Raw genomic sequence first — 12,851 nt, 5'->3', positions numbered from 1 at the left:
GGGAGAAATATGGGGAAAAGCTTCGCTTGTTTTGATATTGGGGGAACATTTATTAAATATGCGATGATTGATGAACAAGGAACAATATATGAAAAAGGAAAAATACAAACACCAGTACACAATCAAAAAAACGAAATTCTGCAGTGTATTTGTGACACAATACGTGAATTAGAAAAGAATTATAAGATTCATTCTGTTGGGGTATCGTCATGTGGACTGATTGACAATGAACGAGGGGAAGTTATATTCTCTGCCAATATTCCGGGGTATAGTGGCACGAACATAACAGATTCTATTTATAGAGAAACTGGTTATACCGCAACTGTTGAAAACGATGTTCGTTCAGCTTGCATTGGTGAAATGTGGAAAGGGGCAGGTAGCGGAAAAGAACACATTGTTTTAATTACGCTTGGAACAGGGATCGGTAGCGGTATTATGATAAATGGTCAAATGCTCCAAGGGGCAAGCGGACTAGCTGGAGAGCTCGGTCATATGACAATTGTTCATAATGGAGAAGCTTGCAGTTGCGGCGGGAAAGGATGTTACGAAAGATATGCATCAACTTCAGCTCTGATTCGTCAGTATCAAGACGCTTCCAGATTACAAGGGATAGAAATAAACACCATTACAGGTGAAGAAATTATAGAACGCATACAAGGAGGAGAGCAATTAGCAAAAGATGTATATGAACAGTTTTTACAATATGTCACGACTGGACTAGTGAATATTGCCCATATGCTCAATCCCGAATTAATTATTATTGGAGGCGGGATTGCTGAACAAGGTGAACCTTTCTTGCAACAAATTCAAGAAAGATTCCATCAAGCAGTAATGGAGATTTATCAAAAAAAGACGGATATAGTTTTAGCAGCATTACATAATGATGCAGGTGTGTATGGTGCCTGTTATGTGGCGTTCAACCGGTTGGAAAAAGAACTACTATTTTAGAATAGTAGTTCTTTTTTTATGAAAGTTGCTACCAGTGTCTATCAAAGTATTAGATTGATTATAATATTTTCTAATTATCCTCTTTAAAAAGAACGTACATTCGTATATAATAAGAACAAATGTTCTGATTTGGTTAATAAAGATTCTATGCGTCAGTTCGTTGTATGGAAAGAGAACGAGACTGCGATATATAAAACATACAAATACATGAAAGGAGGATACAAACGATGAATCACGCAACCATGTTAAAGGAAAGAAAAATAGATAAATGGCAGCCGTTTGCACATATACCAAAACAATTCGCTGGTATACGAGCAATTATGAAAGAAAATGCAAAAGCGCCACGACCTACCGTAACAAAAGATGCCCAAGAACAAATCGAAAATCGTCTCTTAACATCGTTATTAAGCGAAGAAGAAATGTTAATTACATACTATGAGGATGGTTACATACTGACAAACTACATGACAGTTATCGATATTGATCCTGTAAAAAAGGAAATCATATGTACGGATGCATTTCATATGAAAAAGGTATTGATAGGTGATGATATTATTCATGTGGGATAGGGGATACCTAATCCAGCCTTGTACTGGTATCGAAAAACACCAAAAGGGTTAAGATAAATCCCTAACCCTTTTGGTGTTCAGTTGAGGCACGTGTAAAAATGGATCATAGACTGAATTTTATTATGAATTTGCATTTTAATAAGATGTTAATTCAAGATTATTTCTCCCATATTTCAATCCATCTTCCGTCTGGATCAGAAATCCATACAAATGTTCCAAACTCGCTTTTTTCAGGTTCTTTTAAAAGTGGTACTCCAATTTTGTTGAAATGTTCCATCAAAGCTTCAATATTTTCTACTTGAAAATTTAGCATCACAGATTGTTCCTTTGGAAAATAATCACTATCTTCTTTAAAGAAAGAAAAGATTGTTTCATTATCAGCATCTGGCTTGATAATAGTACCATTCCACTCTCCCATCGAAATACCTAGAACTTCTTTATACCAATTGTTTAATGAAACAACATCCTTTGTTCTCCAAAAAACCCCACCGAAACCTTTAATTTTCATAAGCTTGACCTCCGATTATATATAAAATAATTGTATTGCTAAACAATTTTGCACTGTTAGTTTTATTATAGGGTAACCCTCTATTAAGTAAAAGTTACTTTCGTTAGAAGCGTTGTTAGCAACCTGCATTGTGCATGGAGGGAGGTTAAAAATGTGATATGTTTTTTCATCTATCAGACCGACATATGTATAGGGGCGTCTTTGAAGTCTTGAATGGCAAGTTTAAGCAACAAAAAAACCACTTCCTTTCCAGTTTATAAACTAGAAGAAAGTGGTTTCTCAATTGCATAGCGTGTCTGCTAGCAACCATTATATTTTATTACCGTCTGAATTCTTAACAAATCCAGTAATACCAAGCATGTATGACCCCGGAGAGGCTCGAACTCACGACCTCCACCCTGTCAATTCAAAGACACCTTTTTCCTCCAGTTCTTTTGTGTTCTCAAAAGTGCTTTAGAATAAGATTTATAACAATACAGGGACGTTAATTTGTCCTTTGGTTCTTTTAAATTATTGCAAATTGGTGACCATTTTGTGACCAGTTTTATTATTGATATGTTCAGGAAATACCTATGTTTTAATTCCTTCTCTGAATTCTTTTATGATACATTCCCTGCATCGTTTGCATTATTAATTATAATTCTTTTAACTAATGAATGGAGTAATAACTTTAATTCATTTTCATTTTCAATTTGACCATTAAATACATGATGAATAAGCCAATTATAGGGAAGAAGGGAATCTGTTTTCTTATTAATTACTACGTCTTCTTTTTTGTCTCCATGTACTTCAATTGCATGCTTTGTACCATTATACCAAACAGCAATATCAATAAAAACAACAGTATTAACCCCCGTCTTTAAACATACTTCTAAAGCCATTTCAAAATCAGTTATATGTCTTGACAATTCTTCTTTTAATTTTCCGAAAAAGTACACAGCTTGAAATGTGGGACGAGGTGGATATTTCCATTCATGCTCAATATGATTAGGAAAAAATGGATGTATTGAAGGTTGAAGTTTGTAGGGTTCATAATTATTCCATATATCATATTCTTCACGTATTTTTTTTTCAAATTCACTTTCAAACATTAAAAATCACCTCTTTTTATATGTAAGTATTCACCAGTGAATGAGTTGTTTATACTTTATGAATTACAAGAGTTTTGCTAGGTAGAAATTTTGATGAGATTTTAAAATAGCACTTAAAATTCTATAGAATATAAATTTTCACCATAAAATTATGTTTATAGGTTTGAACAAATAATAATGATATAGAAAAGAAAAGTAATAAAAACATAGGAGAATTAACAGTTTTTTTAAAATAAATCTCGTTAATATAATTAAAATTAAGTTAAATGTAATTAAATCAAATTTTTCAAGAAAGAAGTTAAAATCTGAAGAGACTAGGAATATTGTAGTTCATTGCTCATATAAATAAAATTAGACTGGAAATTAAGTGCTAATTGTTTTGATGTCCATTCCATACATATACCGTTTGTGGTGTATGATAAATAAGTGGAGGGATATAATAAAAATGAATTATAAGGTGCAATTACAAATTTTGAGAATTTCACTAGAGGATAAGATTAGAAGTTGTAGACATGTGATGATGCTGAGGCAAAATAAAACTTTGAAAAATGAGATGAGAATTTACAATGAGTTATTAGCTATGTTAAATAATTTAAAGCAAGGATAAAGTTCTTTAAATTTGAAAGGCTTATTATAAAGAAAGCATTGCTTATGCAAGCAATGCTTTTCCTTTTTACTAAAAAAGAAGTTTAGGAACAAATAATTAATTTTTAGGGTTTTAGATGAAGATTATTAGGGAAGAGATGAATTTCTAGGAGGATAAATAGTAAAAGAATTAAATGTATAAATGTGGGACTTGGCAACTACCGAGTATTTCCAGTAATGAAGAGCTTAACTTCCTGACATTCCTGCGTTCTCATATAATTATCCGTTACTTATGAACTTACCAACCACCTAAAATTTTTAATGCACGGTACAAATTGCTGTGGTGGTTGCTTGTATCTTTGGTTCGAGCCATGCTAGGATTCGAACGCAAAAGAAAAGATAACCGATTAAACATCCAATATAAGTGTAAGCAATTGCATCGGAATTTTTAATATGCTTGACTACGTTAGGTAAAAAAAGGAAAAAAACAGAAAAAGCACTACCCAAGATTACAATTTGAAATAATACTAGAATCACTAACTCATAAATATTCATTAATACCAACCCCTTATTATAAAAAGGAGGTCAGCGTGTTCAATATTTTTCATAGTGTTTTGTTTCATCCGTATAAACTCAGGGTGTTTCCCCTTCAACTAAGGTCACCAAATCTTAAAAGTATTGTATCACAATTCTGAAAGAAAAAAAAAGAGGTTGACCAGAAATAAAACTTTGGTCAACCTCTTTTTTTATACGAAAATTTGAAATTGTGAACTTCTTAACAATTTCATCCTATAAAACATTTTCCAAATATTTTTCTCCAAGTGTTATTAGCCAAAGAGGGGTACTTTTCTTCATCTTCTATTGCTTCGACAGCTCTAAGATATCCTTGTTTTGCTTTATATTCAAAATTACCTTTTCTCCAAACTTGTTGACCGCTCCCGTGAGCTTTCCAGTAAGATTGTTCAGGATTTTGTTGAGATAAGTATTTTAAAAAGTCTCTAACCATCCAATCGTAATAAAAATATGATTTATTTGCATATTCATATTGTATTAAAAAATTCATAACGAGAGTTTCTAATAACATGCCTGATATAGGTACATTATTTTCATTTCTCCATGCCTTCATAATACGTACGAGATACTTTACGTTTTTATTGTATTTATTATTTAATTGGTTTATAGCATTGATTTCAGCAACAGGATTACAAGTTTTCCAGCGTCCTCCGTTGTTCGAATCTGGATAGGTATAACTTATACCATCTTTATTAATGAAAGCTGGTACTACTTCAAACATTATTCCATCAGAAAATTTAACAACCACCACTTGTCCATCCCCACCAACATCTGTATTAGGATATGTTTTGCGAATGGAATTTCTAACTTCTTGTAACAATGCGGATTGTCCTTTTTCTGCATACTTATTATACTTGGAGTAAGTTTCGTATGGAAGGTGTACTAACATATCTACATCACTAAACCCTTTAATGGCGGTACCCCTGCCGTAAGAACCGACATATTTCGAATATAGCAAGTCAGAATCTATTCCTCTAAAATCTAAATTAATTCTTTTGGTTATTCTTTTATATCTTTCGGAAACCGTATTATGGTTGTTTGTTCTTGTGTTTTTTACTAGATTTTCGAATTTATTAGCTATGCTCAAGCTACTTTCTCCTCCTTTAAATATAATCATATATCCCTTTTTTTATATTTTACCAGAAAGAGAACGTTTGTACGAAAAATATACATACGCAATGTAGGATACCGATACTGAGTTTTTTATGAATCAATACTATCGAGTGGTAAGTAGCTAGTAAGCGACAGAAATTATGAATGGTGCTAAGATATATTTAAGAAATGGCATGTAATTAAATGAAATAGGAGCTGATGCGTATTGAATAAAGATGCCTTATTAAAAGAACTAGCTACAAATGGATACAATGTTGGTTTTGGAGCAAAGAAACATTTTGCTACCTACGATATTGTAGAAAAAATTCCTGTTATCATATCCGTTATTACCTTCATGGTAGGGCTAGGACAGTTAGCCTATCCCAATGCTCCTTATGACCAATTTATGTCCTTAATCTTAGTTATTATTAGTGCATTTGCCTTTTATATTGCACCTTATAGTCAGGATAAAGAGAAATACGAACAAGCAGGCATTAAAACTACGCAATTATTTAATCAATTAAGGGCTTTATATTTACAAGTACAAGCTTCTTCAAAAGACACTTTCGAAGAAGAAGAAGAGAAAATGAAAAAAATCATGGATGAGTTTTATGAAGTTAGTATAACAAAACAAATATATGCAAGTGATTGGTTTGCTCACTATAAATTCTTCTGTCAATTGCAAATTGATTGGGTCGATGAGCAGAAGCAATTTACCTTTTGGAAAGATAAAGTACCTAAATCCCTTGTATCTTCCATCTTAATGTATATAGCAATAGGCATAATCTTAAAAATAGCATTCACAGGGGGACTTTGATGTTAGCAGATTCATTTTCGGACTATGCAGAAAGCTTAGAAGTAGATAACTTAGAGGATATTGATAAAAAATATAAGCGGATAACCAAAAAGTTAAATCAATCGTTTTGGGATTTAGAGAGCGATGAAGAGCATGCACATAAAGTTGGGTCGTTAGGAAGAGGAACTGCCATTAAGGGTGTTAGTGACCTAGACATGTTGTTCATTCTTCCTGATGCATTGTATACACAATATAATAATCATGAAGGGAATGGTCAATCGAAGTTATTACAACGGGTAAAGGAAGTAATAAGAGAAACATATCCTAGAACTATCGTCCGCGGAGATGGACAAGTGGTAGTCGTTAGCTTTTCTAATTATCAAATAGAAGTTTGTCCTTGCTTTTCAGAAAACGATGGTAGTTTTACGTATCCTGATTCTAATAATGGAGGGAAATGGAAGAAAACAGACCCCATGCCTGAAATTAGGGAAAGTCTTGCAATGACAGAGGAAACGGATAGGCATTATTGCTATTTATGCAATATGTTGCGTGCATGGAAGAATGAAACGGGCTTCAAGTTTGGTGGATTGCTAATTGATACTTTGGTATATGATTTTTTTGAAGAATATACAGGATACAAAGAATGCAGTTTTGAAGATTATTTATCTGTACTTAAGGATTTATTTGCTTACTTGAAAAATCAGAGCGAAACCAGAAAATATTGGTTTGCATTAGGTAGTAATCAACAAGTGTATGACAAGAAGAAAACTTTTATTAAAAAAGCTAAGAAAGCCCATGAAAAACTAGACCCATTGTCAGAAGACAGTGAAGATATATACGATATTCTACAAGAGCTGTTTGGTCAAAACTTCCCAGTTCCTGAAGAATTGCAAGAAATTACAAAAAGTGCTTTTGCATCTTACCAGTATGTTAATAATGAACAATTTATTGAAGAGTTATTCCCTGTAGATATTCGTTATAATTTAACGGTAAATGCTAATATATTGCAAGCTGGTTTTCGTGAAGGAAGTTTATCTGATTTTATACTGAAACGATTCCCTCTCAAAACAAAAAAGCAATTGAAGTTCTACATTGAACAAAATGAAACAGATGAACTTGAGTTGCCTTACACAGTTTACTGGAAAGTGCGGAATGTTGGAATAGAGGCTGTTAGAAGAAATATGATTCGTGGGGAAATTTCCCAAGACACAGGAAATGAGCAAATAACAGAAACTACAGACTTTAGAGGCAGCCATTATGTTGAGTGTTATATTATTCATAATGGAGTGTGTGTAGCTAAGGATAGAATTAAGGTACCCATTGCTATTGCTTAACGGTACAGTAGTGCTATTTTTAAAAGAAAATGTTACGGATGGATGAATTCCTTTAAGATAAAGAAAGTAAAAAAGTTGAATACCTGTAGCGTGAGCTATAGGTATTTGCGTTAAAAATATATTTTGGAATTGAGGGGGAGAGAGAAAATGGATAGGCTAGATGAAATATCACTGTCAAGAATAGCTACAATATTAGATAAACATACTATTATAAGAACAGATAATAATTCTATATGGGAGAAAATTATTTCAAATGCAGGTCAGAGTGTACTTTATGAAGAGTTTAGAAGCTCTTTAACCCCATATACATATAATGGGGGTTACCAAAATACAAATGAGTTATTTAATGAATTTTATTCAGCGATTAAAAGTATCTTGAAGAAGGTTTATTCAAATGGAGAAAATGCTTCTGAATTTTATCAATTAATAAGTTCAATAATTGATGAAATCGATATTCAAAATCTTTTTGATAGTGACCTGGAAAAATTAATACCGAGGAAATTTAGACGCTACACGCTAACTGAATTCTTTCAAGAAAAGACAGATGAGGAATGTATTAAATTTATTCAAGAGAACTCAATCAATGACTTTAAAATTTTAATTAATAATTTAAATGTTTTAAACATGGATATTTCATACTCGAATAAAAAATTGAGGCTAACACCATTCACTCAACAATCTTTACATATTTCTCGCAATCCTTCTTCATTGTTAGATTGGCTTAATAATAATTATCCTCAAATTGGAAATATGTATGAGGAAGCGATTAAAAATTATAGTGATGGAGAAGCAGTATCTTGTATCTCAAGTTGTAGAAATATCATAACAGGAATATTTAGTCACTTTAAAGATGATGGTAATAAATCCTGGGTAAAGGGGCTACAAAATCTTAGTACGGATACAAATATTGAGAACGTACAGGCAGCAAATAATATTATGCAAGGTAGTGCTAATAAAGATATAAATTTTGAGACTGATAGGGTATTTAAGTATCCAAGATTTAAACTAATCTATTATTTATATTCCTTTACTTCTGATTTAGGCCCTCATATTACCGAGGCACCTAAAATTAATGGCGAATTATTTCCAGAAAAGACAACTCTAAATGATGCGCTGTTGTGTTTACGGATGACAGAAGATGTTTTAATTTGGGTTAAAGAGAGAGCAAAAAGTTATGAATAGTTAATTGATTTTATAAGTGTAATTTCACTAATATAAATGGGGTTTATTAGAATTTGTTCGTTCGATGATTATGAAATTCTGTTAAATGAATATGTAAAATAAAAGATGAAAGAAAAAGGGGATTCTTCTTTCATCTTTTATTTTTTTGAAAATAGAACGTACGTTTAAAAAAAAATATTTTTGTGTTAAAATAAAGTGTCCTTATCTAAGGATTAATTTCTAAGAGAAGGAGCTAACATACATTGCTTAACGTAATAGAATTATTTGCAGGTGTTGGAGGGTTCAGAGTTGGACTTGAGCGCTCTGGTGGTTTCAATTTTGTATGGGCTAACCAATGGGAACCTTCAAAGAAAGCACAAGATGCATACAATTGTTATGTATCACATTTTGGAGAAAGTGACTTTCATTCAAATGAAGATATAAATAAAGTAGATGAAACTACATTACCTGAATTTGAACTTCTAGTAGGTGGATTCCCTTGCCAAGATTACTCTGTCGCAAGAAGTTTAAGTGGTGAATTGGGTATTCAAGGGAAAAAAGGAGTCCTTTTTTGGGATATTATAAGAATTGTCGAAAATAAACGACCTAATTATATATTACTTGAAAATGTTGACCGATTGTTAAAATCACCATCTTCCCAACGTGGGAAAGATTTTTCTATTATGCTAGCGAGCCTCAATGGTCTTGGTTACAATGTAGAATGGCGGATTATTAACGCTGCAGATTATGGTTGTGCTCAAAGACGAAGAAGAGTGTTTATTTTTGCATATAGAAAAAATGCTAAATTTTTAACAGATACTACTGATTTTAATGAAATCTTGTTTGAAAAAGGATTCTTCGCTCCAATCTTTCCCGTTAAAGAAAACCCGAAAAAAATGGGTGTTCTGCATGAACAATTATCTGATGATATTGAGTGGATATCTGAAGAATTTAAAGCAAGTTACTTTAATTCGGGAATAATGATAGATGGTACAGTTTATAGTCGTGAATTGTTACCTATTGAAGAGCAATCAACGCCTTTGATTGCAATTCTTGATGGGAATGTAGATGAAAAATATTACTTAGATGAATCTGCTATTGAAAAATTCAAAAAATTAAAAGGCGCAAAAAAGATTGAACGGACTGCAAAGTCAGGACATAAGTATATTTTTTCAGAAGGTGGAATGGCATTTCCAGAACATCTAGAAAAACCTGGGCGTACGATGTTAACAAGTGAAGGGACAACAAATAGGAGTACACATGTTGTTGAAGACCCAGAAACACATCGCCTAAGATACTTAACTCCTAATGAATGTGAGAAATTGAATGGATTTGAGCCTAATTGGACTAACACTGGAATGTCTGAAAGAATGAGATATTTTTGTATGGGTAATGCTCTTGTTGTAGATTTGGTAGAAAGAATGGGACGTAGAATAAACCAAATAGTAGTTCAAGAACAAACACAAAGATAAAAAGGTTGTCCGCGTTGTGGACAACCTTTTTCTTACTATCTTGGTAAGCTGAATTTATAAATGAAAGAAGGAGGGGTGTAAAATGATATGCGACTGTGGAGGAGTTTTGTTGGTAGTATCAATTGAGGAACCACCTGCACATCTGTCAAAAGAAAAGAAGCTTCTTTATAATCGTGTGTGTGATGTGCAATGTCAAACATGCGGGAAAATACATTACTCACAAACCTATGATGATGGAACTCATATTAATCTTGTGAAAACCACTAAAAAGATTTAATGAAGTTTTGATTATTGGACAGAATAAAAGTAGCATTAATTCAGTGGGGAATTATGCTACTTTTATTGTTATCTGCATCAAAAATTTAGCTTCCTTGAGGATGAAAGTCCTCTTATAATTCTAAATGAGAGTGCTTTTTAACTTGATTTAATATGTATTTTCGGTGTAGCCAAAAACTTTTTTTGACTAATGATTCTCCGTAGTGAGTTAAATATGTATCTATTCCTTCTCTACCATGTGGTCGTACATGGGCAACGGGATTTTCAGAACTCTTAGGAAGCATATGTGCTTGTTTATTTTTTATCCTTGTTACAGTTTCTTCCCAGACTTTACGGAAATGACCTTCTAAGTCTTCTGTAGGCATTCGCCAAAAGAAAGAATCACGGAAAACATAGTCTCCATCATTATTTTCACAGTAAATAACAAATAAGAATCGATGTTCTTCAAAATATTCTTTCATGGTGGAAGTTTCCCATGTTTCTTCAATTATTTCAGTATACTTAAATGATGGGAATGACATATTCTGTTCAATTATCCCCTTTTTGTTAATTCTAATTGCTTTAATTTTGGAGTTCGATTTTACAAATTCCTCTGATTTATCGATATCATCCAATTCATTATTTAAAATTTTAGCTGATATTTTTTTAGCAACTAGATAAGCATAACTTTTTGAGTTGAAGTTAACATTAAATTCCTTACATAAATCGTTTAGAGTTCTACCAAAATATGGAGTGTATTTTCTGTAAATATATTCATCTAATGTTTCGTCTTTTAAATCATCAATAATTGACTGTCCTGCTATCAATTCTCTAGTTTTATATGTTTTTTTCCCTTGAAGAATATAATTATTTAAAATGCTAGTCATATATGATTGTTTTAAAGAAAATGCTCTAGGTTTTGCCTTCTTACCTGGTGCATCTGTTCGTTTACTACTGTTAGCACCCTTTGTACACGCAGCTAGGTAATATGTATCACTCTCAGATAAGTCATAGGCTTTTCCAGAGCTGACTTTGTTATGAATAATCTCCCAATCTTTTTTTATAATTTTTAAATCGTTTTCTGGGAACTCAAATAGTTGAGCATGTCTAATTTCAAAATCTTTCCTCTCCTTTTCGGTTTCATATAAATAGAATACAAGAAGAATCAGTTTGTTTTTTTTCCAGAAGGAGCTTGTACTAAAAGTTTCATTAGGTAAATTGGGATAATTTATCATATTCAGCACTAAGCGCTCTTTAGCAGAAAAAGGTTTTTTCTTTGATGCATTTCTTTTAAAGGGTGTGACCTTTAATTCGACGCCTGCTAGAGGGAAATCAGGTGCAGCTTCATTATTGGGTTGAATTCCAAAATGATGTTCTTCTACAAGTAGCCCTAGTCCTCCTTTATTATTCTTATTTAATAATATTCTTTCAGGAAGAAATTCATGGAACCTTTTATTTTCAAGAAGTTTACCATGGGCTTCTATTGATTCAGGATTTGTGTTGTCATACATTCTATTATTATCAGACATAAGTCTTACCTCGTTTCATTCTTTAGTTGGGGTTATTATTAAAAAGCTTAGCGGTACTGTTAAATAAATTTTTAATTGTTCCTTGCATTAACGGAGTGGATTTAGCTCTATAAGGATTAAAATGCTTTGCCTTTAGTGTTTTATCGTAGTCTTTGTAACGTCCACCAAAGCTCGGTGTCATTTTGATTTTAGGGTTGTATTTGTTGGTAATCCAATTAGGGATTTTATCAACATCATCTAGAGTAAAAGTCATATCGATAAAACCCATCAACATATCTCTAGGTTTAGCTCTGCAATTAGGAGAGAATGCTGAGTATGCTTGAAAATCTTCATCCCCCCAATTAATCTCTTGTTCAAACAACATAAGCTTCAACACCTCTAACATATGCACTTCATTTTGTTTTAGAGTAAGGGAGTTTGGAGTTGCACCCTGCCATATGCTTTTGCAATTTTGTAAGGTCGAATTAGCTAGAAGCTCCTTCATAGCTTGATAATGCGTGTAATCTAATGAATCACCGATTCGTATTTTAAAGTCAAATAGACCTCGTTTTGGCTTATCCGTCTTTTTTGCCATTAGTCCAGAATAATTTCTTTGATATTCGAAACCAAAGAATTGATTATTTACAGTATATATAAATTTATTGTTTTTTGATGGTAATAAAACTGTTAACAAAAGATGTTGAGCTAATTCTTCAAATGGATTGCTGGGTTTAAAAGTTTGAATATCATTGACTAAGGTACTATATGTTTTTTGAGTACATATTGCATTATTTATAAATTTATTATCTCTGGTAAATTGTTGGAATTCTGAGGGTGAAAACATTAGCTTTTCTCCTTTTCATGTAAGAGTTTATTAATAGTTTACAACTTTTTTATTAATTGTTTAATAGTCTCTCTGAAAATTAGTAGAATAACTGGAAAATAAATGTGTTTTGTGG

12 protein-coding genes are annotated in these 12,851 nt (G+C 32.3%); 7 read left to right on the top strand and 5 right to left on the bottom strand.

Annotated elements, in window-relative coordinates; genetic code table 11:
- The first annotated feature begins 9 nt into the window (after positions 1-9).
- Together CN373_RS11330 and CN373_RS11325 are read left to right on the top strand one after the other, a co-directional pair.
- A complete protein-coding gene (locus CN373_RS11330) occupies positions 10-948 on the top strand; it encodes an ROK family protein (RefSeq protein ID WP_098359375.1) in 939 nt (312 codons plus the stop codon).
- Between the two features lie 227 nt (positions 949-1,175).
- The gene (locus tag CN373_RS11325) at positions 1,176-1,517 is read left to right on the top strand and encodes a YolD-like family protein (RefSeq protein ID WP_098359374.1); all 342 of its coding nucleotides are present in this window, start codon (positions 1,176-1,178) and stop codon (positions 1,515-1,517) included.
- 157 nt (positions 1,518-1,674) lie between these two features.
- On the opposite strand, the gene CN373_RS11320 is transcribed toward CN373_RS11325, so the two are convergent.
- From CN373_RS11320 to CN373_RS11305, 3 genes are all read right to left on the bottom strand, one after another.
- Positions 1,675-2,025: a VOC family protein gene (locus CN373_RS11320; protein WP_098359373.1), complete on the bottom strand. Its 351-nt coding sequence runs from the start codon at positions 2,023-2,025 to the stop codon at positions 1,675-1,677.
- A gap of 599 nt (positions 2,026-2,624) precedes the next feature.
- Positions 2,625-3,116: a hypothetical protein gene (locus tag CN373_RS11315; RefSeq protein ID WP_098359372.1), complete on the bottom strand. Its 492-nt coding sequence runs from the start codon at positions 3,114-3,116 to the stop codon at positions 2,625-2,627.
- A 1,369-nt stretch (positions 3,117-4,485) separates the two neighbouring features.
- Positions 4,486-5,361, bottom strand: a complete 876-nt coding sequence (locus CN373_RS11305; RefSeq protein ID WP_098359370.1) for an SMODS domain-containing nucleotidyltransferase — start codon at positions 5,359-5,361, stop codon at positions 4,486-4,488.
- A 231-nt stretch (positions 5,362-5,592) separates the two neighbouring features.
- Here CN373_RS11305 and CN373_RS11300 point away from each other — a divergent pair, with 231 nt between their 5' ends.
- From CN373_RS11300 to CN373_RS11280, 5 genes are all read left to right on the top strand, one after another.
- Complete coding sequence (locus CN373_RS11300) at positions 5,593-6,183, top strand: SLATT domain-containing protein (RefSeq protein WP_098359369.1); 591 nt, start codon at positions 5,593-5,595, stop codon at positions 6,181-6,183.
- Positions 6,183-7,496, top strand: a complete 1,314-nt coding sequence (locus CN373_RS11295; protein WP_098359368.1) for an SMODS domain-containing nucleotidyltransferase — start codon at positions 6,183-6,185, stop codon at positions 7,494-7,496. Before CN373_RS11300 ends, CN373_RS11295 begins: the two co-directional genes overlap by 1 nt.
- Positions 7,497-7,643: 147 nt before the next feature.
- Positions 7,644-8,678 (top strand): hypothetical protein, encoded by a 1,035-nt coding sequence (locus tag CN373_RS11290; RefSeq protein WP_098359367.1) that lies wholly within the window; start codon positions 7,644-7,646, stop codon positions 8,676-8,678.
- Between the two features lie 242 nt (positions 8,679-8,920).
- The gene (dcm, locus tag CN373_RS11285) at positions 8,921-10,129 is read left to right on the top strand and encodes a DNA (cytosine-5-)-methyltransferase (protein ID WP_098359366.1); all 1,209 of its coding nucleotides are present in this window, start codon (positions 8,921-8,923) and stop codon (positions 10,127-10,129) included.
- A 109-nt stretch (positions 10,130-10,238) separates the two neighbouring features.
- Positions 10,239-10,406: a hypothetical protein gene (locus CN373_RS11280; RefSeq protein WP_240519109.1), complete on the top strand. Its 168-nt coding sequence runs from the start codon at positions 10,239-10,241 to the stop codon at positions 10,404-10,406.
- 112 nt (positions 10,407-10,518) lie between these two features.
- On the opposite strand, the gene CN373_RS11275 is transcribed toward CN373_RS11280, so the two are convergent.
- Positions 10,519-11,913, bottom strand: a complete 1,395-nt coding sequence (locus CN373_RS11275) for a Sau3AI family type II restriction endonuclease (protein WP_133116036.1) — start codon at positions 11,911-11,913, stop codon at positions 10,519-10,521.
- A 22-nt stretch (positions 11,914-11,935) separates the two neighbouring features.
- Positions 11,936-12,736 carry a hypothetical protein gene (locus CN373_RS11270; protein ID WP_098359365.1) on the bottom strand — a complete coding sequence of 267 codons (801 nt, stop codon included), beginning with the start codon at positions 12,734-12,736 and terminating at the stop codon, positions 11,936-11,938.
- Positions 12,737-12,851: the final 115 nt, after the last annotated feature.

Origin of the sequence: Bacillus cereus (genome assembly GCF_002561295.1) — a bacterium.
GTDB lineage: Bacteria > Bacillota > Bacilli > Bacillales > Bacillaceae_G > Bacillus_A > Bacillus_A cereus_S.
The sequence above is the reverse complement of the archived record's forward strand: the minus strand, read 5'-3'. Positions and strand labels throughout refer to the sequence as shown.